This is a genomic window from Noviherbaspirillum aerium, from assembly GCF_008929045.1.
Lineage (GTDB): Bacteria > Pseudomonadota > Gammaproteobacteria > Burkholderiales > Burkholderiaceae_D > Noviherbaspirillum > Noviherbaspirillum aerium.
The window spans coordinates 238,170-258,855 of record NZ_VFAH01000003.1; the positions used below are offsets into that span (position 1 = coordinate 238,170).

At 66.4% G+C, this 20,686-nt stretch carries 20 protein-coding genes and 2 riboswitches; of the genes, 3 read left to right on the forward strand and 17 right to left on the reverse strand.

Annotated elements, in window-relative coordinates; all coding sequences use genetic code 11:
* Positions 1 to 115: 115 nt before the first annotated feature.
* From FH061_RS06910 to cobT, 16 genes are all read right to left on the reverse strand, one after another.
* Positions 116 to 583 carry an SRPBCC family protein gene (locus FH061_RS06910; protein WP_151634346.1) on the reverse strand — a complete coding sequence of 156 codons (468 nt, stop codon included), beginning with the start codon at positions 581 to 583 and terminating at the stop codon, positions 116 to 118.
* On the reverse strand, positions 580 to 1,215 hold the full coding sequence (locus tag FH061_RS06915; RefSeq protein ID WP_151634348.1) for a TetR/AcrR family transcriptional regulator: 636 nt from the start codon (positions 1,213 to 1,215) through the stop codon (positions 580 to 582). The genes FH061_RS06910 and FH061_RS06915 overlap by 4 nt, the downstream gene beginning before the upstream one ends.
* A 124-nt stretch (positions 1,216 to 1,339) precedes the next feature.
* A complete protein-coding gene (locus FH061_RS06920) occupies positions 1,340 to 2,791 on the reverse strand; it encodes a cobyric acid synthase (protein WP_225984530.1) in 1,452 nt (483 codons plus the stop codon).
* A 7-nt stretch (positions 2,792 to 2,798) separates the two neighbouring features.
* On the reverse strand, positions 2,799 to 3,602 hold the full coding sequence (locus FH061_RS06925) for a cobalamin-binding protein (protein WP_151634350.1): 804 nt from the start codon (positions 3,600 to 3,602) through the stop codon (positions 2,799 to 2,801).
* A complete protein-coding gene (locus FH061_RS06930; protein ID WP_151634352.1) occupies positions 3,599 to 4,507 on the reverse strand; it encodes a cobalamin-binding protein in 909 nt (302 codons plus the stop codon). The genes FH061_RS06925 and FH061_RS06930 overlap by 4 nt, the downstream gene beginning before the upstream one ends.
* Entirely contained in the window at positions 4,504 to 5,499 is a 996-nt protein-coding gene (gene cobD, locus FH061_RS06935; protein WP_151634354.1) for a threonine-phosphate decarboxylase CobD, read from the reverse strand. Before cobD ends, FH061_RS06930 begins: the two co-directional genes overlap by 4 nt.
* Positions 5,492 to 6,457 (reverse strand): adenosylcobinamide-phosphate synthase CbiB, encoded by a 966-nt coding sequence (gene cbiB, locus FH061_RS06940; RefSeq protein ID WP_151634356.1) that lies wholly within the window; start codon positions 6,455 to 6,457, stop codon positions 5,492 to 5,494. The genes cobD and cbiB overlap by 8 nt, the downstream gene beginning before the upstream one ends.
* Positions 6,451 to 7,008, reverse strand: a complete 558-nt coding sequence (gene cobU, locus FH061_RS06945; RefSeq protein ID WP_151634358.1) for a bifunctional adenosylcobinamide kinase/adenosylcobinamide-phosphate guanylyltransferase — start codon at positions 7,006 to 7,008, stop codon at positions 6,451 to 6,453. Before cobU ends, cbiB begins: the two co-directional genes overlap by 7 nt.
* The gene (locus FH061_RS06950; protein ID WP_151634360.1) at positions 7,005 to 8,333 is read right to left on the reverse strand and encodes a cobyrinate a,c-diamide synthase; all 1,329 of its coding nucleotides are present in this window, start codon (positions 8,331 to 8,333) and stop codon (positions 7,005 to 7,007) included. Before FH061_RS06950 ends, cobU begins: the two co-directional genes overlap by 4 nt.
* Before the next feature lie 4 nt (positions 8,334 to 8,337).
* The gene (gene cobO, locus FH061_RS06955; RefSeq protein WP_151634362.1) at positions 8,338 to 8,967 is read right to left on the reverse strand and encodes a cob(I)yrinic acid a,c-diamide adenosyltransferase; all 630 of its coding nucleotides are present in this window, start codon (positions 8,965 to 8,967) and stop codon (positions 8,338 to 8,340) included.
* Positions 8,960 to 9,736, reverse strand: coding sequence for an ABC transporter ATP-binding protein (locus FH061_RS06960; RefSeq protein ID WP_151634364.1), 777 nt, complete (start codon positions 9,734 to 9,736; stop codon positions 8,960 to 8,962). The genes cobO and FH061_RS06960 overlap by 8 nt, the downstream gene beginning before the upstream one ends.
* Positions 9,737 to 9,822: 86 nt before the next feature.
* Positions 9,823 to 10,794, reverse strand: coding sequence for a FecCD family ABC transporter permease (locus FH061_RS06965; protein WP_151634637.1), 972 nt, complete (start codon positions 10,792 to 10,794; stop codon positions 9,823 to 9,825).
* 86 nt (positions 10,795 to 10,880) lie between these two features.
* Entirely contained in the window at positions 10,881 to 12,755 is a 1,875-nt protein-coding gene (locus FH061_RS06970) for a TonB-dependent receptor domain-containing protein (protein ID WP_151634366.1), read from the reverse strand.
* Positions 12,756 to 12,841: 86 nt separating this feature from the next.
* Positions 12,842 to 13,066: riboswitch (cobalamin riboswitch) on the reverse strand.
* A 202-nt stretch (positions 13,067 to 13,268) separates the two neighbouring features.
* Positions 13,269 to 13,853 (reverse strand): histidine phosphatase family protein, encoded by a 585-nt coding sequence (locus tag FH061_RS06975; protein WP_318840960.1) that lies wholly within the window; start codon positions 13,851 to 13,853, stop codon positions 13,269 to 13,271.
* Positions 13,850 to 14,659, reverse strand: coding sequence for an adenosylcobinamide-GDP ribazoletransferase (locus tag FH061_RS06980; RefSeq protein ID WP_225984531.1), 810 nt, complete (start codon positions 14,657 to 14,659; stop codon positions 13,850 to 13,852). The genes FH061_RS06975 and FH061_RS06980 overlap by 4 nt, the downstream gene beginning before the upstream one ends.
* Before the next feature lie 2 nt (positions 14,660 to 14,661).
* Positions 14,662 to 15,696: a nicotinate-nucleotide--dimethylbenzimidazole phosphoribosyltransferase gene (gene cobT, locus FH061_RS06985; protein WP_151634643.1), complete on the reverse strand. Its 1,035-nt coding sequence runs from the start codon at positions 15,694 to 15,696 to the stop codon at positions 14,662 to 14,664.
* 112 nt (positions 15,697 to 15,808) lie between these two features.
* Positions 15,809 to 16,034, reverse strand: a riboswitch (cobalamin riboswitch).
* Positions 16,035 to 16,133: 99 nt separating this feature from the next.
* On the opposite strand from cobT, the gene FH061_RS06990 reads away from it, so the two are divergent.
* From FH061_RS06990 to FH061_RS07000, 3 genes are all read left to right on the forward strand, one after another.
* Positions 16,134 to 16,985, forward strand: coding sequence for an alpha/beta hydrolase (locus FH061_RS06990; protein ID WP_225984516.1), 852 nt, complete (start codon positions 16,134 to 16,136; stop codon positions 16,983 to 16,985).
* A 281-nt stretch (positions 16,986 to 17,266) separates the two neighbouring features.
* Complete coding sequence (locus FH061_RS06995) at positions 17,267 to 18,043, forward strand: protein phosphatase CheZ (protein WP_151634370.1); 777 nt, start codon at positions 17,267 to 17,269, stop codon at positions 18,041 to 18,043.
* Positions 18,043 to 19,935, forward strand: a complete 1,893-nt coding sequence (locus FH061_RS07000; RefSeq protein WP_151634372.1) for a chemotaxis protein CheA — start codon at positions 18,043 to 18,045, stop codon at positions 19,933 to 19,935. The genes FH061_RS06995 and FH061_RS07000 overlap by 1 nt, the downstream gene beginning before the upstream one ends.
* Positions 19,936 to 19,999: 64 nt before the next feature.
* On the opposite strand, the gene FH061_RS07005 is transcribed toward FH061_RS07000, so the two are convergent.
* Positions 20,000 to 20,647: a LysE family translocator gene (locus FH061_RS07005; protein WP_151634374.1), complete on the reverse strand. Its 648-nt coding sequence runs from the start codon at positions 20,645 to 20,647 to the stop codon at positions 20,000 to 20,002.
* Positions 20,648 to 20,686: the final 39 nt, after the last annotated feature.

Genomic DNA, 20,686 nt, shown 5'->3' on the forward strand with positions numbered 1-20,686 from the left:
GTTGTCTGCCGCATTCGATCCTGATGGTCGATGCCCGTTCCATGGAACATGACGCAACGTGCCGGCACGCGCTGCCGCGCCGCAAATTCATGAAGCTTGCCGCGTTCCAGAATTTTCAGATTTTTGCGACCAGTTCGGCCAGCTGGTCGGCGCACTTGCCCCAGCCTTCATGAAAGCCCATTTTTTCATGCGCCTCGCGGTCGGCCTCGTTCCAGTGCCGCACGCGGGCGGTGTAGCGGGTGCCGCCGGCCTCGTCTTCGAAGGTGATGATGCCGGTCATGAACGGCTTGCCGGAAGGCTGCCATGCCTCGGTATAGGCATCGGTGAAGACCAGGCGCTCGTTGGGCACCACTTCAAGGTATATCCCCTGGTTGGGAAACTCGTTGCCGTCGGGGTCGCGCATGACGATGCGGTTGCTGCCGCCGGGGCGTACATCCAGTTCCGCCGCAGCGACCGACCACGGCTGCGGCACGAACCATTGCTTGAGCAGTTCGGGCTCGGTCCAGGCGCGGAACAGTTTTTCCTTGGGTGCCGGGATCAGGCGCGTCAGTACCAGTTCATGGGATGCATTGGATTGGCTCATGCGGTTTTCTCCTCCAGGTTGGCGTCGGCTTTCATGCCGAACAGGGTTTGCAGATAACGCTTCAGATGGGCAAGGGATTCGAGCGCGACTTCGGGGCCTTGCTTGGCTTTGACGAAGATGAATGCGCCCTGCAGCACCGACTGGATGAAATAGCCGACGCTCTTCGATGTCCACTCGGCTTCGGGTGCATACAGGCGCCTGGCTTCCTCGATATCCCGCTCCAGCTCGGCCACATGCGCCGACATGCCGGCGTCGCAGGCGGCGCGGATCTCGGGATGCGTCGCATATACCTCCTGCACCGAAGTACCCATCAGGCAGGTGTACTGGGCAATCTCGCCGTTGAGCAAGGCGGCGCGGAAGTCGACATAGCCGAGAACGCGGTCACGCGGATCGGGCAGCGCCTTGAAGGGCGCATTCGCGAAAAACGCTTCCGCCATGCTGCCGAAGTGCTCGATCGCGGCCACGCCGAGCTGCTCCTTGTTGGCGAAATGATGGAAGAAGCTGCCCTTGGTGACGCCGGCGGCGCTGCAGATGTCATCGACCGTGGTGGCGGCATAACCCTTGCCGCGGATCAGGTCGCGGGCGGCGTCCAGCAGCTTGGTTCGGGTTGCCGCGCTGTCTCTGGTTCTCATGGCCTGGTTCTCGATAATTTACATACCAACTGGTTGGTATGTAAGATAGGCCGATGTGATGCTTCTGTCAAGCTCGAAAATCTCCCGTGCCGTTGACGGCCGCCGGCCTGCGCCGGCAGGCAGGTCAAGTCTTGCCGGTGCCCTGCATCAATGCTCGGTACAAACCCTCCGCCGCATCCGCCATCCTGTCAATGCTCTGCTCCCGCAGGCGCCGCAGGTCCACCGGTTCGGCATTCTTCAAGCCGGCCCAGCGCAGCAGCGCGCCCATGGCTTCGGGCGTGTCGAAGACGCCGTGCAGATAGGTGCCGAGTACGCAGTCGTCTTCCGAGCGGGCGCCTTCGGGGCGCTCGTCGATAAGGAATGCCGGCCGCTCCATCGCCGGACCATGCGAAGTGCCCATGTGGATTTCATAGCCGCTGACCGTCGCCTCGGCGAATGCGCAATGTCCGCTGACCTGCTGCAGCCGCTTGGCCTGCGTCATTTCGGTATCGATGTCGAGCAGCCCGAGCCCCTGCGACACGCCGGGCCTGCCCTCGACGCCGTGCGGATCGGCGACGCTGCGGCCGAGCATCTGGTAGCCGCCGCAGATGCCGATCACCTTGCCGCCGTAGCGCACATGGCGCCGCACCGCCTCGTGCCAGCCGTTCTGCCGCAGCCACGCGAGGTCGTTGCGGGTGTTCTTGCTGCCGGGGAGAATGATGAGGTCCGCCGGCGGAATCGGCTGGCCGGGACCGATGAAGCGCAGGTCGACTTCCGGCTGCGCCCTGAGCGCATCGAAATCGGTATGGTTGCTGATGCGCGGAATCACCGGCACGACCACGCGAAAGCCGCCCTTCTCGCTCTGCTCTGGCTTGACCGCATCCTCGGCATCGAGAAACAGCCCGTGCAGGTAAGGCAGCACCGCCAGCACCGGCTTGCCGGTCTGCCGCTCCAGCCAGTCAAGTCCGGGCTTGAGCAGCGCGATATCGCCGCGGAAGCGGTTGATGACGAAGCCGGCGATGCGCCGGCGCTCGCTCTCGGACAGGCACGCCAGCGTGCCGACGATGTGCGCGAACACGCCGCCGCGGTCGATATCGGCCACCAGGATCACCGGGCAGTCGACCGCTTCGGCAAAGCCCATGTTGGCAATGTCACGGTCGCGCAGGTTGATTTCCGCCGGGCTGCCCGCGCCTTCGACAATCACCGCCTGGTATTGTGAAGCCAGCCGGCGATAGGAATCGAGCACCGCCTCCATCGCCACCGTCTTGTACCGGTGATAGTCGCGCGCATTCATGTCGGCGCGCACATGGCCCTGGATGATGACCTGCGCGCCGGTATCGCTCGAAGGCTTCAGCAGCACCGGGTTCATGTCGGTGTGCGGCGGCACGCCGGCGGCCTGCGCCTGCAGGGCCTGGGCCCGGCCGATCTCGCCGCCGTCGACGGTGACCGCGCTGTTCAGCGCCATGTTCTGCGGCTTGAACGGCGCCACGCGGATGCCGTCGCGCGCCAGCAGCCGGCACAGCGCGGCAACCACCGTGCTCTTGCCGGCGTCGGAGGTGGTGCCCTGCACCATCAGGGTCGGATAGGGAAAGTTCATGGACGTGTCATGCATGTTGTTCCTGCCAGCGCGCCACCAGGGCGGCAAGCCGGGTCAGGCCTTCCGTGATGGCCGCGGGCCCGGGTGAAAGGATGTCGGCCGACTTGATTTCATGCACCATGCCGTCGCGGACCGCCGGAATCGCATCCCAGCCGGTTCGTCCGCAGACTGTCTCGGGCCGGAATTTCTTGCCGCACCAGGAACCGATGATGATGTCCGGCGCGCGGCGCACCACTTCCTCCGGGTCGGCGATGATGCGTTCCCTGGCGCCCGGATGCTGCGCCAGATCGGCGAAAGCATCGTCGCCGCCGGCGATGCCTATCATGTCGGACACCCAGCCGATGCCGCTGATCAGCGGCTCGTTCCATTCCTCGAAATAGATGCGCGGCCTGACGGTGTATCCGGCGCTGCGCTGCCGGATGGCATCGATATGCGCCTGCAGGTGATTCACCAGCCGCTCGCCCTGGTCCCGCCGCTCGACCAGCAAGGCCAGCGTGCGGACCATGCGCAGGATGCCGGCCAGATCGCGCTGGTTGAACAGATGCACCTCGATTCCCGCCGCGGCGAGATCGCGGCAGATGTCGGCCTGCATGTTGGAAAAGCCGATCACCAGGTCGGGCCGCACGGCGAGGATGCGCTCGATCTTCGAAGAAGAAAAGCCGCTGATCTTCGGCTTTTCGCTGCGCGCCCGCGCCGGCCTGGTGGTAAATCCCGAGATGCCGGCAATCAGGTCTTCGGCGCCGAGCGCATACAGGGTCTCGACCGCCTCGGTGCTGAGGCAGGCGATGCGCCGGTAGCCGCTCGCCGTCACTGCCGTATCTCCTTGCCGTCCCGCCGTCCGCGCGCTTCGTCCAGGCGTGCGCAGAGTTCGGCGGCGCCGGCGAGGATGCGCGGGCCGGCGCGGTTGATGAGGTCGCCGTCGATGGCGAACAGGTTGCCGCGCTTGACCGCCGTCATCGACGGATACTGTTTCCAGATCTCGATGCCGCTGACCTTCTGGTCGCGCCGGTCGCCGCTGACGATGGCGTCCGGATTTTCCTTCAGCACCGCTTCCTGGGTAATGCTGGGCGCCGCCATCGGCAGCTTGGCGAAGATGTTTTCGCCGCCGCAGACGCGGATCGCGTCGCTGATGATATGGCGCTCGTTCAGGGTGTACAGCGGCCGGTCCCAGACCTGGTAGAACACCCGCACCGGCGGACGGTTGCGGTAGCGCGAGGTCAGCCCGTCGAGCTGGCGCTGCAGGTCGCCCGCGGCCTGCCTGGCCTGGGCCTCGGTGCCCATCAGCTGGCCCATGCGCAGCACCGCTTCGGGAATATCCGCCAGCTTGTGCGGCTCGCTGTAGAACAGCGGAATGCCCAGCTTGCGAAGCTGCTCCATCTGCCGCGACGAGGCATTGTGCCGCCACACCACCAGCAGGTCGGGCTTGAGGGCGATCAGCCGTTCGAGGTCGACCGAGCGGTTGTCGCCGATGCGGGGTATGTTCTTCGCCGCCGGCGGATACTCGCTATACGTGACGGTGCCGACGATGCGGTCGCCGCCGCCGGCGGCGAACAGCATTTCCGTCACATGCGGCGACAGGGAGACCACCCGCCGCGCCGGCTGTTCCAGCGTTACCGTATCGCCGGCATCATCCTGCACCGTGATCGCGGCCTGCGCGCTGAGGACGCAGCCGCCCATCAGCGCCGCGCCGAGCATCATCCATCGAAAGCGCTTCATGATTTCTCCCTGATCGTCCATGCGTGCAGCGCATCCTGCAGGCGCTGCCATCCTGTCTCGTCGCCCGGCAGGCCGAGGCGTATGCCGCGCGCCTTGGCGGCGAACAGCCTGACCCAGATGCCGTGTGCCGCCATGTGCGCGGCAAAGTCTTCGGGCCGCCGTTCCGGCCACCACTGGAACAGCGCGGTGCCGCCGGCGTCGATATCGAACTGCGCGAGCAGGCGATGCAGGCGCTCGCCCGACTGCAGCAGGCGCGAGCGCGTCGCCTCCTGCCAGGCCCGGTCGTTGAGCGCGGCAAAGCCGATCTCCTGCGCCGGACCGCTGACCGACCACGGCCCCAGCCATTCCGCGAGGCGTTCCAGCAGGCTCCGCTCCGCCGCCACGAAACCGAGGCGCAGTCCCGCCAGCCCGAAAAACTTGCCCACCGAGCGCAGCACGACAAGGCCGGGCCGATCGGTGAAGCGGGCGACGCTGGAATACGGCACGGTATCGCCGAAGGCTTCATCGACCACCAGCCAGCCGCCGCGCGCGGCGAGCCGGCCGGCCCAGTCGAGCAGCCGTTCCGGCGCGACCATGGCGCCGGTCGGATTGTTGGGATTGCACACCACCATCACGTCGGCTTGGTCCGCGTGCCGGTCGAGCGATTCATACGTGATTTCCTGCACCTGGTGACCGGCCTGCCGCCAGCAATGCGCATGCTCCGCATACGACGGCGCCGACACCGCCACCCGCCCGGCCGGGCGCAGGCGCGGCAAGCCCTGAATGGCTGCCTGCGTGCCGGCCACCGGCAGCATGCGCGGCGCGCCGTAATAGGCTTGCGCCGCCTCGATGAAGCCGGGATGCGGTTCCGGCAGGCGATGCCATGCATTGGCCGGCAGCGCAGGCACCGGATAAGCCTGCGGATTGATGCCGGTCGAGAGGTCGAGCCATTCATTCAGCGGACGGCCATGGCGCAGCGCGGCCTCGCGCAGGTTGCCCCCGTGTTCAAGCATGGAGGATCCTTTCCAGTACAAAGGTGATGCATGCCAGCGCCGCAAGCCACAGCGCGGTGGTGCGGGCGACCAGCCGCCATGCGCGGGCGATGTCGCCCGCTTCGGCCGGCCTGCCGCTGCCGAGCGGAGGGCGCGTTTCGACCACGCCGTCGTATTCCGCCGTGCCGCCGAGGGCAAGCCCGAGCGCGCCGGCGCCGGTCGACATCACCGGCCCCGCATTCGGGCTGGGCCATGCAGCGGCCTGCGAACGCCAGCAAGCGCGGGCGCGCCGGCCGTCGCCGAGCAGCATGTAGGACAAGGCGGTGAGGCGGGCCGGTATCCAGTTGAGCGCGTCGTCGGTGCGCGCCGCCATCCAGCCGTATTGCAGGAAGCGCGCATTGCGGTAGCCCCACATCGCGTCCAGCGTATTGGCCAGGCGGAACAGCAAGGCGCCCGGCCCGCCGGCCACCGCAAACCAGAACAGCGTGCCGAAGACGGCATCGTTGCCGTTTTCCAGCGTCGATTCGACGGCAGCCTTGGCCAGGTCGCTTTCGCCGGCGCGCGCGGTATCGCGGCTGACGATGCGCGCGGTCAGGTCCCGCGCCAGTCCGAGTTCTCCCGCGGCGAGCGCGGAGGCGATCGGCAGCACGTGATCCCGCAGGCTGCGCAGCCCGATGCAGAAATACAGCAGCAGCGCATGCAGCGCCATGCCGGCCAGCACGTGGTCCTGCATCGCCGCATGCAACAGGGCCGCCGACACCGCCACCGGCGGCAGCACCGCCAGCCCCCAGCCGATGACACCGCGCAGGTAGCGCGGCGCGCCGGCCCAGCCCTGATTGCATTGCGCTTCGATCAGGCCGGCAAGGCGGCCGAAACCGACCAGCGGATGAAAGCGGCGCGGCTCGCCGAGTAGCCAGTCGAGCGCGATGCCCGCCAGCATCAGCAGCGTCACGGCGGAGAGCGACAGTCCGCTCAGCATGGCTTGCCTTTCAGCAGCATCGGCAAGCCGGCGGCAATGAACACGGCGCGGTCGCTGATGGCGGCCACGGCCTGGTTCAGGCGGCCGGCTTCGTCGACGAACCAGCGCGAAATGGCGCCCTGCGGCACGATGCCGAGGCCGACTTCATTGGATACCAGGATCACCTCGCCGGCCGCGTCCCGCAGGGCATCGAGCAGGGATTGCCGCTCGCGGTGGAAACTGTCCGGCGGGATGATCCTGCCGACTTCCGGATAGTCGCGCTGCTCGGAAAACAGCAGGTTCGACAGCCAGACCGTCAGGCAGTCGACCAGTACGATGCGCTCGGGCGAGCTCCAGCGGCGGATCGCATCGCCCAGGGCCAGAGCCTCCTCCACCGTGGTCCAGCTTGCATCGCGGCGCTGCCGGTGGACGCCGATGCGCTCGGCCATTTCGATGTCATGGGCCTGCGCGGTGGCGATATAGGCCACCTGCTTCGCGCTTGCCGCCGCAAGCCGCTCGGCATGGGCGCTCTTGCCCGAACGCGCGCCGCCGAGTATCAGGCTGATCGTCATGCGGCAGCCTCCGGCAGGAACAGGCTGGCCGCGGCTTGCGGACAGGACGGAAAGTAGGCATGGAAGTAGGAAGCGGTCAGCGATCCTTTTCTGTAGATCGCCTCGCCTGCCTGGCCGGTGGGATGCTTGACGGTGCGGGCAAGCGGTTCCAGTTCGGTTTCCATGCGCGAGTAATGGAAGGCATGGCCTCGCAATTCGCCCTCTTGCCGCTGCCAGGCATGGGCGCCTAGGGCGGCGAGGCGCTTCTGCATCGTCACGTGGCCCGGCAGCAGGCCGCACATCGCATGCGCCGCGCCGCTCATGTCGGTCAGGCTGTCGGCCAGCGCCATCATGCCGCCGCATTCCGCGTAGATCGGCAGGCCGTCCGAATGCGCTTGCCGCATCGATCGTTTCCACCGCGCCGCGCCGGCAAGCGAAGACGCATGCAGTTCCGGGTAGCCTCCCGGCAGGTAGACGGCATCGGCTTGTTCCGGCACCGCTTCGTCGGCCAGCGGGGAGAAATACACTAACTTCGCGCCGAGAGAGTGCAGGCAATCCAGGTTGGCCGGATAGAGGAAGGCGAACGCCGCATCGCGGGCAATCGCGATGGTTCTGCCCTGCAGCAACGCGGGCGCGGCAGGTTCCGGCTCTGCTGCGCCTAGGGTGGCTAGGGTGGCTAGGGTAGCAACGGGCAACGCCTCCCAGGCATCGGCATCGAAGACCAGCTGATCGGCCAGCGCATCGAGCACGCCGTCAAGCCCGTCGACCTCGTCCGGCTGCACCAGCCCGAGATGCCGTTCGGGAAGCGACTGCTCCTGCCGCGGCAGGGTGCCGAGCAGCGGAATGTCCCGCATCGCCTCGGCGACCATCTGCGCATGGCGCTCGCTGCCGACGCGGTTGGCGACCACGCCCGCCAGCTGCACCGGACCATAGTCGCGCAGGCCGCGCACCACCGCGCCGGCGGTCTGCGCCATCGCCGACGCATCCAGCACCGCCAGTACCGGCACGCCGAATTCCCGGGCCAGGTCGGCGGAGGACGGCGTACCGTCGTACAGTCCCATCACGCCTTCGATGAGGATGGCGTCGGCTTGCGCCGCCGCTTCGGCGAGCAGCCGGCGGCTGCGTTCCAGTCCCACCATCCACAGATCCAGCGACTGCACCGGAGCGCCGCAGGCGCGCTGCAGCAGCATCGGATCGAGGAAGTCGGGGCCGGTCTTGAACACGCGCACCCGCCTGCCCTGCCGGGCCAGCTTGCGGGCCAGCGCCGCCGTGACGGTGGTCTTTCCCTGTCCGGAAGCCATCGCCGAAACAAGCAGGATCCGCGCGCCGTGCCTGGAGCCGCTCATCGTCCTACCACTCCACGCCCGGCTGGGCCGCGATGCCCGCCTTGAACGCATGCTTGACCAGCTGCATCTCGGTCACGGTGTCGGCCACCTCGATCAGTTCCGGCGGCGCGGCGCGGCCGGTCACCACCACATGCTGCATGGCCGGCCGCGCCTGCAGGTCGGCAATGACCTGGTTGACGTCGAGATACTTGTATTTCAGCGCGATGTTGAGCTCGTCCAGCACGACGAAGCCGATCGCCGGATCGGCAAGAAAGCTCTTGGCCTTTTCCCAGGCGCGTTCGGCGGCGGCAATGTCGCGCTCGCGGTTCTGGGTTTCCCAGGTATAGCCCTCGCCCATCGCATGAAAGCTCACTTCGTCGGGAAAGCGCTGCAGGAACAATTCCTCGCCGGTCGATTTCGCGCCCTTGATGAACTGCACCACGCCCACCTTCATGCCATGCCCGAGCGCGCGGATCGCCATGCCGAAGGCGCTGGAGCTCTTGCCCTTGCCGTTGCCGGTGTTGACCAGCAGCACGCCGGCGTCGCGCTTGGCGGCCTCGATCTTCTGGTCCACCACTTCCTTCTTGCGCTGCATGCGCGCGCGGTGGCGTTCGTTGAGTCCGTCGTCGCCGGATTCCTTGATGTCTTCATTCATGTTGCATGTCCTCTGCGGGTATGTAGATGCGGCGCCTGCCGTGCTGCACGAGTTCGATCGGGTAGCCGAGGCAGTCGCTCAGCAGTGCGGCGGTCATCACCTCGTCGACCGGTCCGGCACGCCATTTTCCATCACCCATCAGCAGCAGCGCATGGGTCGCGACGCCGTGGGCGAGATTGAGATCGTGGCTGACCAGCACCACGGATTTCTGCTGGGTGCGGCAAAGCCTGGCCAGCAATTCCATCACGCCGACCTGGTGCGCGAGATCGAGTGCGCTGGCGGGTTCGTCAAGCAGCAGCAGCGGCGCTTCCTGCGCCAGTGTCGCCGCAATCGCCACGCGCTGGCGTTCGCCCCCGGAAAGCGTGCGCACGTCGCGTTCGGCGAGCGTTTCCACGTCGAGCGCGCGCAGCGAGGCGCGCGCCACCTGGTAATCGGATTCCGCATCCCAGTAGCGGTCGTCCTGGTAGGGATGGCGCGCCGCCAGCACGGTTTCGATGGCGCGGTAGCCGAAGGCATCGTTGCGGCCCTGCGGCAGGTAGGCGCGTTCCCGCGCAAGCGCGGTCAGCGGCCAGTCGGCCAAGGCTTTCCCCTGCAGGCGGATCTCGCCGCCGTCGGGGCTGCGCAAGCCGACCAGCGCGCGCAGCAAGGTGCTCTTGCCGGCGCCGTTGCGGCCGATCACGCACCAGCACTGCCCCGGGTCGACCTGCCAGTCGAGGCCGGCAACCAGCTTGCGCGCGCCGATGTCGAGAGAAAGGTCGATCGTCTGCATGGCTATCGCTTGTTAACCAATCCTTCCCCTTGGCGGGAAGGGTTTATCCGTACGTTCTTGTTGCCAGGGAAACAGGCAGGCATCGTCTATCTCCTTTGCAGCTGATGCAGCTGCACCAGGAACACCGGCACGCCGATCAATGCCGTGATCACGCCCACCGGCAGCTGCTGCGGCGCTATCACGGTGCGCGCCAGCGTATCGGCCAGCACCAGGAAACTGCCGCCGGCCAGGGTGGCCGCCGGCAGCAGCAGGCGATGGTCGGGACCCCATGCGAAGCGGCAGGCATGCGGCACGATCAGGCCGACGAAACCGATGCTGCCGGCGCTGCTGACGGCGCTTGCGGTGAGCAGCGCCGAACACAGGAACAGCCCCTGGCGCAGGCGCGCGACCGAGATGCCGAGCGTTGCCGCCGCTTCCGCGTGCAGGGCCATCACATTGATCGCGCGTGCCACGCGGATGGCAAAGACGAGTACAGCGCCCCAGATGCACCAGGGCAGCCAGCGCAGCTGCGTGGCCGACAGATCGCCGATCAGCCAGAACACCATGCCGCGCAGCCGGTTGTCGGGCGCGATCGAGAGCATCAGGGTGATCAGCGCGCCGCAGCCGGAAGCGACGATGACGCCGGTCAGCAGCAGCATCGGCGCATTGCCGTCGCCGCCGCTGCCGCGCAGGTCGCGGCGGGCCAGCAGCAGCAGGAGAAAGGCCACCGCGATGGCGCCGCCGAACGCGGCAACATCGACCACCCAGGCCGCCGCCATGAACAGGATGGCGGCCAGCGCGCCGACCGCCGCGCCGCCGGATACGCCGAGCACATAGGGATCGGCCAGCGGATTGCGCAGCAGCGCCTGCATCATCACGCCGGCCAGCGCCAGCGTGGCGCCGGTGACGAAGGCCGACAGCGCGCGGCCGAGACGCAGCTCCAGGAGCGTCGCCGCCAGCGATTCCGGTTTTCCCCTCAGCAGCTCGCCGAGCGCGCCGAACAGCTCGCCCGCCGACAGCGGCACCGAACCGATGGCGCAGGCGAACAGGATGGCGGCGCAGCCGGCGCCCCCCAGCATCGCCAGGATGGTGAGCGCGCGGCGGCGCTCGCGGAAGGATGGCAGTGTGAGGACGCTGCTATGCACGTTGCTTGGCTTTCGAGGAATCAGCGGATGCCGTAACGGACGCCGACGAAGAGATTGGAACCGGCGTTATTGTAGTTCCTCGCCAGTTCATAGTCCTTGTCCAGCACATTGTTCCAGCGGGCGAAGAGCGACCAGTTGGGCGCGACATCATAGTTCGCATAGAGGTTGAAGATGCCGTAGCCTCCCAGCCGGTTGCGGTTGTTGGTGTCGTCGAAGCGATCGCCGGAAAAGATGACTTCGCCGCCGCCGGTCAGCTTGCCGGCGGTGCGGTCGAGCGACAGCGTGCCATGCCTCTTCGCGCGCCGCGCCAGCTGCCGGCCGGTGGTTTCATCCTTCGGATCCTGCAGGTCGAGCGTTGCGCGCAGCCGGTAGTCGCCGAGCGCGGTGCTGGCGCCGAGCGTGAGGCCGGAAATCAGCGCCTCGTTGACGTTGTAGGCGCAGCCGAACGGATGGGTTGCCTGTTCCACCGGGCAGACCGGCGCATTGACCAGGAGATCGGTCAGGCGGTTGCGGTAATACACCGCGCTGTAGGTCGACTTGCCGTCTTCATAGTACAGCCCTGCCTCGGCATTGCGGCCCTTCTCCGGACGGTTGTTGGCAAAGCCGAACCCGGGGAAATACAGGTCGTTGAAGGTCGGCGCGCGATAACTGGTGCCGACGCTGGCGCTGGCGCGCAAGGCGCTGCTCAGGCGATAGCCATAGGACAGGCTGCCGGTGGTGCGCGAACCGAACTGCGAATTGTCGTCGTTGCGCAGGCTGGCTGCCGCCAGGTGATCGCCGCGCTTGAGCTGGTAGGCGGCGGCAAGCGAGTTGGTGGTGCGCGAGCGGTTCAGCGCGCTGGTGGTTGAATCGACTTCCTCGCGGCGATGCTCGGCGATCAGCTGCAGCACGTCGGTGGCGGCGACGGTGAAGCTGTTCTGCCAGCTGATCTGCTGCTGCGTGGTGTCGAACAGCGTGCGGCCGGTGCGCGTGTCGGTGACGGCCTTGTCCTGCGACTGCGATACCAGGACCTGGCTGTTCCAGTTCGGCAGTATCTGGTTCTTCGTGTACGCCCCGATGGTGGAGACCTTCTGCTTGATGCGGTCATCGAAGGTGGCGCTGTTGTCGAACTGCGACTTCAGGTCGCTGTGCAGGAAATTGACGCCGATCTCATGGCCCTTCGCCAGTTCCAGGCTGAACTGTCCGCTGGCGCTGTCGTTGTCGTAGCCGTCGCGGTCGGCATTGAAGCCGGTGGCGCCGCGCCGGGTGGCGGAGAAGCCTTCGGACTCGTCATGCGCGGCCCGCAGCGCATAGCGGAAGCCGTTGCTGGATCCGGAGACGCCGGCCTCCAGGTTGTAGGTCTGGTAGGTGCCGATGCCGGCCGATACCGTCGGCGCCAGCGGCCCGTCGCCCTTCTTGGTGAAGATCTGGATCACGCCGCCCACCGCGTCGGCGCCATACATGGTGCTGAGCGGGCCATAGACGATTTCCACGCGGTCGATCTGCGACAGCGGAATGCCGGCCCAGTTGGCGCCGCCGCTGGTGGCCGAACCGACGCGCACGCCGTCGACCAGCACCACGTTCTGCTTGTTGTCCGTTCCGCGCAGGAACACCGAGGAGTTGGTGCCGGGGCCGCCGGTGCGGGTGATTTCGATGCCGCGCTGGCGCTGCAGCAGTTCGACCAGCGAAGTGCGGCCGGACTTGGCAATCTCTTCGGAAGTGATGACGACGTTATCGTTCAGCACTTCGGTGGCGATCTGCGGCGTGCGGTTGGCGGTCACGACCACCGACTCCAGTTTTTTTTCTTGTGCGAACGCGACAGACATGACGGAAGCGGAGAACGCGGCGCCGATGGCCAGCGCCATGGCGAGCGGCTTGCCTGCGGCCGGACGGCCCAGGGATGCGGATAAGATCATGTGAATTTCCAGTGATTGACAACCGGCCTGCTTCCCCGCAAGCCGGATTGAACGAAAGCGACGGACGGACGACTCTCCCTGTCCGGCGGCTTCCACCTGTCCTGGCCGGTATCCGGGCTGGCAAGGTCGAACGGCCAGCCTTCCCATGCAGATGATGCACAGTGGCTTGAGTGGCCGTCTGTCAGCGACTTGTGTCGTGACGCTTGCTTACCGTTGCGGGGGCAGCACACGTTGTGCCTGAAAGGCTTCGTGTTTCCCGTTTAACTGCGGACGCGAATGCATCCGCGGGCACCAGAACCCGCGTATTGTAATACCAATCCCCCGGGTATCCCACGACAAATGCAATCGACGGATTTTTTCGGCTGGCAAGGCTGCGGCGGAAGCTTAGGAGTCCGAGGCAGGACCATGGTCGGTGAGTCCAACCCGGCCAGACGGAATAGAGGCGATCTCCCCTCAGAAATATCTCCGGATTCAAATGGAGCCTTGGAGTAATCCGCAATAACGGAAAGACGCTCACTGCCCGGAATTGCCTTGCGCAAATTCCAGGACAAGCAACCCTCCATAAGCAATCCCGTGACGGCTTCGGGCGGCCCGCAGCGCGATGTCGCGGACCGGACCGCCGTGAGCGCATTCCTTCAGCAGGCGCATCGTGCCGGCATGGGCGACAACGATGGCTCCCTCCGTTTTGCCGGCGAGCAGGTCGGCATGAAATCCGGCCACCCGCTTCGCCACATCCATCACCCTCTCGCCGTTGCCTGGCCGATATTCGGCCATGTCCGCCGCCCAGGCATCGATTTCCTCGCGGGGTATCCTGTCCCACGGCTGCATCTCCCAGGCGCCGAAGTGCATCTCGGCAAGCCGCGTATCAAGCACCGGAGCCTGGACGCCGAGCCGTTGCGCCAGCATGCCGGCGAGTTCGCGGCAGCGCCGGAGCGGGCTTGCATACAGCGGCAAACCCCGCGGCAGCAAGGGCAGGTTCGCATTGATGACGCGCAGATGCTCATCCATGGGCACATCGAGGTCGGTGCCGCCGTAGCAGCGCCCGGGCTCGACATCCGGCCTGCCGTGGCGGAGCAGATAGAGACGCATGCCGCTCATGCGGCAGCCGCCAGCAATGCAAGATAGCAGCCCGCCTCGCAGACCTGCTGCACCGCGCCGAGGCAGTCGCCGGTATAGCCGCCGATGCGGCGCACGAACTTGCGCGCCAGCCAGGCGGCGCAGACCGCCATGGCCAGCAGTGCGGCGAGCAGCGCGGGCCATGCCAGCCAGCCCAGCCACAGCAGGACAATCGCCGGCAGCAGCGCGAGCACCGACGCGATCAGGAACTCCGCATGCGACATGCGCTGCGCCAGCGGCTTGGCCTTGCCCTCGCCCTTCACATAGTCCAGCCGCCAGATCAGCGCCGTTGCCATCAGGCGCGACATCGGATGCGCCAGCAGCAGCGCCGCGACCACCGCCTGCGAAGACAGGTAAGCCAGCGTCGCGCATTTCAGCGCCAGCAGCAGGCCGATGCCGATCGCGCCATAGGCGCCGATGCGGGAATCGGTCATGATTTCCAGCACCCTCGCGGGCGTCATGCCGCCGCCCAGGCCGTCGCAGGTATCGGCAAAGCCGTCTTCATGAAACGCGCCGGTCAGGTAGATGCCGGCGATGGTCGACAGCAGCACCGCCACCGGCTGCGGCAGCACCCATGCCGCCAGCGCGTAGACGCCGGCGGCCACCGCGCCGACCACGATGCCGACCGCCGGAAAATACCGGCTGGCCTTGTTCAGCCACGCCGGTTCGAAGCCGACCCAGCGTGGTATCGGCAGGCGCGTGAAGAATTGCAGCGCAATGAAGAACAGCCGCAGCTGATGAACGCCGCGCATGACAAGCGAATCGGGCCGGATGCCGGATGGCTGCATCGTCACGCGTCCTTGCCGCTGACCTGCGCCGAGTCGAAGGTGGCCATGTCATTGAGGAAGTTGACGGCCGCATGCAGCAGAGGCAGGGCCAGCGCGCAGCCGCTGCCTTCGCCCAGGCGCAGGCCGAGCTGCAGCAGCGGACGCGCATCGAGATGCGCGAGCATGCTCCTGTGGCCGCGCTCGTCAGAACAGTGTGAGAACACGCAGTAGCCGAGAATGGCCGGCTGCAGTTTGGCCGCCACCAGCAGCGCGCTGGTGACGATGAAGCCGTCGATCAGCAGCACCATGCGCCGGCTTGCCGCCGCCAGCATGGCCCCGGTCATCATGGCGATTTCGAATCCGCCCAGCGCAGCGAGGATGTCCAGCGGCTCGCTCGCCTGCGCATGCAGTTCGGCCGACCGCTGCAGCACCTTCAGCTTGTGGGCGATGCCCTCCTCCGACAAGCCCGCCCCGGCGCCCACGCATTGCTTCAGCGGCGCGCCGGTCAGCCTATGCATCAGTGCCGCGGCGGCGCTGGTATTGCCGATACCCATCTCGCCAAACCCGAGCACATTGCCCTCCAGTCCTTCGACCAGTTCGATCCCGTGACGGATCGCCAGCATGCATTGCTCCCGCGTCATGGCCGCTTCGCGCATGAAGTTGCCGGTGCCATGCGCCACCTTGCGGTCCAGCAGGCCGGGGCGAGGACCGAAATCATGGTTGACGCCGGCATCGATCACCTGCAGCGCGCACTGGTTCTGGCGCGCGAAGACATTGATCGCCGCACCGCCGCCAAGGAAGTTTTCCACCATCTGCCAGGTCACGTCCTGCGGATAGGGAGACACCTTTTCCGCGACCACGCCATGGTCGCCGGCGAACACCAGAATGGCCGGCGCGGCAATGCGCGGGCGGACGGTGCGCTGGATGAGTCCGACCTGGCGGGCCAGCGTTTCCAGCATGCCCAGGCTGCCGAGCGGCTTGGTCTTGTTATTGATGGCGGCGTCGAGCTGCGCGGACAGCGCGGCGTCGCCGGGGGATTCGACGAAGGGGATGGGCATGTGATCCTGCATGTGGCTGTTGAGTGGCTGCGGCATTGGCGGCATTCCGGAACGAACTGGCGGAGAGGCATGCGAAGAACCCCGTCCGCATGGCGTGACGCATCGGCGCATGCGCCGACACGGCGTTCCGGCCGGTATCCGGGCTGGCAAGATGGAGCGGCCGGCCTTCCCATGCAGATGATGCACAGTGGCTTGAGTGGCCGTCTGTCAGCGACTTGTGTCGCTGACGCTTGCCTACCGTTGCGGGGGCAGCACACGTCAGGCTGGTGAAGCTTCGTGTTTCCCGTTTAACTGCGGACGCGAGCGCATCCGCGGGCACCAGAACGCAGCGAGTGTACGGCGGCCGACCCGGCCCGTCAAATCGGCAAGCGATTTGCGGACAAGCCCGGTAAACTGTCGCCCCAGCCATGATTACCTCAACCCGCCGGACACCATCCATGACCAGCCAAGCCGATTACTACAGCCAGCAATACAATGCCCGCGCCTCCATTCCCGATCATCCTTACATCTTCACCCGCTGGCTGAAGGATTCGATGCAGGTGCGGCGTTCGCAGGCGGCGCTGTTCGACCTCGCCTACGGCGAAGCCGCCGCCGAACGCCTGGACTTCTTCCCGGCCAGCCGCGGCGACGCGCCGCTGCTGGTCTTCATCCACGGCGGCTGGTGGCGCTCGCTGGACAAGTCGGATTTTTCCTTCGTCGCGCCCGCCTATACCCGTGCCGGCTTCAATGTGGCGCTGACCAATTACACCCTGGCGCCGCATGCCACCATCGCCGAAATCGTGATGCAGCAGGTGCATGCGCTGGCCTGGCTGTATCGCAATGCCGAAAGATACGACTTCGATCCGAACCGCATCGTCGTCGCCGGCCACTCCGCCGGCGCCCACCTGGCGGCGATGATGATGGCCGCGCACTGGCCGGTATTCGGCGCCGACCTGCCGGAAGACCTGGTCAAGGGCGGCGTCCTGCTGTCGGGCCTCTACGACCTGGAACCGGTGAGGCATGCCGAGTTCGTCAACGTCGACCTGAAATTGACCGAGGCCGACATTGCCCCGTTGTCGCCGGCGCTCATGCCGCAGGTCCATCCGGCTCCTTTCATTACCGCATACGGCGCGCTGGAATCCGATGAATTCCGGCGCCAGACCGAACTCATCGCAGGCGCCTGGAGCGGCAGCCATCGCGGCGACATTCCCCTGCCCGGCCTGAACCACCTGACCATCTGCGACGCCTTTGCCGACCCCGAGCACGCCCTCTGCCAGGCGGCGATCGACCTGATCAAGGAAATTCGGTAGTCGAAGTGGCAACATTGCGCAGGGAGAGGCAACACTTTACGGCACTCCCGCGTAGCGCTTTCATGTTCATGTTGCGCAGAAGAAATTCGTGGCTGATAATCCAAGTGAATGGGAAGGGCCGGGCTCACGGATCGATGGCATCCGGGATTTCCGCCCGCGCTCCTGCCCGGCAATTGCCGGCGGCAAGTCGCGCCCGGTCATGCGGAACATGGCCGGGCCGCGCCATGACCGCCTGTCGAACGACGATGGACAAGCTGACAACGAAAGAAGGATGCACCGACATGACCGATGCCGCAGATGATCTCGAAGCCCTGTTTGAAGAAGTAGCCGCGCAGCGGACAGAAGCGGTCGCCACGCCTGCCGCCGTGCAGGAAACCGTCAGCCTGGACAGCGAGCCCCTTGCTGCAGGCGCCGAGCCTGCCTTCGAAGCCGCGGCCTCGGAGCAAGGCGAGCATGAAGATCAGTCCATGTACGAACGCCTCGGCGGCATCGTGCGCATGCTGCACGACTCGCTGCGCCAGCTCGGCTATGACCGTTCGCTGTCGGACGTGGCCAGCCAGATCACCGATGCACAGGGCCGCCTTGAGCATGTCGCCTCGCTGACCGAGCAGGCCGCCAACAAGGTCCTCAATACCGTGGACACCTGCATTCCGGAACAGGAAACCCTGCAGAAACAGGCCAAGGACATGGAGGGCCGCTGGACGCAGCTGTTCGAAGGCAAGCTCGGCATCGAGGAGTTCAAGGCGCTGGCCGGCGATTCGAAACAGTTCGCCGCGGTCGTGCAGGAAGCCACCGAATCGGAAAAGGCGCGACTGCTCGACATCATGATGGCCCAGGACTTCCAGGACATCACCGGCCAGCTGATCAAGAAGATCGTGCTGATCACCAGCACCGCCGAAAAGGAACTGGCGCAGCTCCTGCGCGACAACGCTCCGCCGGAAGTGAAGGCCGCGATGGCCGAAGCCAAGCCGGTGGAACTGATGCAGGGCCCTGCCGCGCCTGGCGTGGCCATGGCACAGGACGATGTTGACAGCTTGCTTGCCGATCTGGGGTTCTAATGGACGATATGCTCAAGGAATTCGTCGTCGAGGCACTTGACCTCGCGACGAACGTCGAGGAGCACCTGCTCTCGCTGGAGCGGCGGCCCGACGATACCGATACGCTCAATGCCCTGTTCCGCTCCTTCCATACCATCAAGGGCGGCGCGGGCTTCATGAATCTGCCGGCCATCGTGTCGGCCTGCCACCTGACCGAAAACCTGTTCGACGGCCTGCGCACCGGCCAGGTGCCGGTGACGCCGACGGCGATCGAAGCCGGCCTGCAGGCCAGCGGTTTTGTCGGCGACCAGCTCAAGCAGCTGGCCAACGGCGCGTCCCCGGATACCCTGCCTGCCATGCCGGCGGCTCTGGAAGATATCCTGACCGCGGCGATCGAAGGCAAGTCCGCGGCACCCGAGGTGGCAGCGGCTTCGGCAGCGCCTGCGGCGGCTGAAGCCGCGTTTGAAGACGCCGCCGCCATCAATGGCGCGCCGGCCGCGCTGACCACGACAGCCGTTTCCGCGATGACCGAAGACGGCCTCGACTGGGAAGCGCTGTACCGTGCGGTGGTGCCGCCGGGCACCCTGCCCGACGCGCCGACGGCTGCGGTGCTGGCCGCCAGCGCGCCGGCCAATGTCACGCCCCTGGCCAAGCCCGCTGCCGACGACAAGCCGGCGGCCAGGCCTGCCGCCGATGAAAATCTGCGGCCGATCACCGCCCAAGTCAAGGAAGACACCATCCGCATCGACGCGGTCAAGCTCGACGCCCTGCTGGAAGTCGCCGGCGAGTCGGTGCAGGCCGCCAACCAGGCCAGCGTGCTGCTGGAGAAGCTGGCGCAGTTCAAGTTCGACGGCCAGGCCGCCGCGCTGATGTCCACGCTGCAGGAAACCCTGAGCCGGGCCTCGCGCTATTCGACCGAACTGCAGCGCGCCACGCTGTCGACCCGCATGCAGCCGGTCGGACGCCTGTTCCAGAAATTCCCGCGCCTGGTGCGCGAACTGGCCAAGGATCTCGGCAAGGATGTCGACCTCGTCATCGAGGGCGCCGAAACCGAAGTCGACCGCGTCGTGGTCGACAGCCTGTACGACCCGCTGGTGCACATGCTGCGCAATGCGCTCGACCACGGCATTGAAGTCGCCGAGGAGCGCGCCGCCACCACCAAGCCGGCAAAGGCCACCATCCTGCTGAAAGCCTGGCAGGAAGGCAGCAGCGTCATGATCGAGATTTCCGACGACGGCAAGGGCATGGACCCGGCAAGGCTGCGCGCCAAGGCCATGGCCAAGGGCCTGATCGGCGAGAACGCGGCGCAGACGTCGGAAGAAGCCCTGCAGCTCATTTTCCTGCCCGGTTTTTCGACCAAGGAAGTCGCCTCCAGCGTGTCCGGCCGCGGCGTCGGCATGGATGTGGTGAAGACGGCGGTGGAAAAGCACCGCGGCGCGATCCGCATCGATTCCGTGCTGGGCGAAGGCACCCGCTTCACCATCCGCCTGCCGATCGAACTGTCGATCGTTCCCACCATGCTAGTACGCACCTCCGGCGCGGCGCTGGCGATGCCGATGGCCGTGGTGCAGCGGGTGGTCGAACTGCCCGAGACCTTCGATGAAGTCGGCGGCGCGCCGGTGCTGCGCGACCAGGGCCGTCCGCTGGCGGTGCGTTCGCTGGCCGCCATTCTCGGCTATGAACAGGGCCGGGAGAAAGTCGGCATCGTCATCGCCGCGCCGCAGCCTTACATCCTGGCGGTGGATGCGGTCGACGGCACCGCCGACCTGGTGATCAAGCCGCTGACCGCGCTGGCGGTTCCGGGCGTGAACGGCACGGCCCGCTCCGCCGAAGGCGAACTGGTGCTGGTCATCAGCCTGGCCTTCCTGCTGGACGGCTGCAAGATGTCGATGGCGAGCCGACTGGCCGCCTGAGAGAAATCGGCAAGGTCGTCCAACGCGATGACTCAAAAAAAACCGGACCCGAGGGTCCGGTTTTTTATTTGGCGCCGCGTCCTCCCGACAATGCGGTGAAGATGCCCAGGCCGATGAAGGCGCTGGCGGTGACATACCGGCCGGCCGCGCCCGCCCCTTTCATTCTCGTCAGGGCGGGAGCAATCGCACTTGCCGTGAATACGTAGATCAGGTCGGTCGTCCCGGCGATCAGCACGAACACGACGCCAAGCAGCAGGCTTTGCGCCATCGCGGGCGCTGCCGGGTCCATGAATTGCGGCAGGAAGGCGGCAAAGAATATCGCCGTCTTGGGATTGAGCAGCGCAACGATGAAACCGTCGCGAAAAATTTTCCCCGCCTGCGCCGTGCCGAACGAAGGCTGCGCCGCAGTTGCCTGCGGCGCACGCAGCGCCCTGATGCCGAGGTAGACCAGATAGGCCGCGCCGGCATACTTGACGATGCTGAACGCCAGCGAGGAAATCGCAAAGAGAGCCGCCAGCCCGATGGCCGCGCCAACCGCGTTGCCGAGGTTGCCGAGAGCGACGCCCGCCACCGATGCCAGTCCCGCCTGTCGTCCCTGTGCCAGCGTGCGGGTCAGCACGTAAATCACGGCCGGTCCCGGCGTGACGGCGAGCGCCAGGCTGGCGAACAGGAAGGCGGCCAACAGCGGCAGCGAAGGGAACAGGTTCGACATGGCGTTCTCCTTGAAACGGGAAAGACGAGGGATGACGCA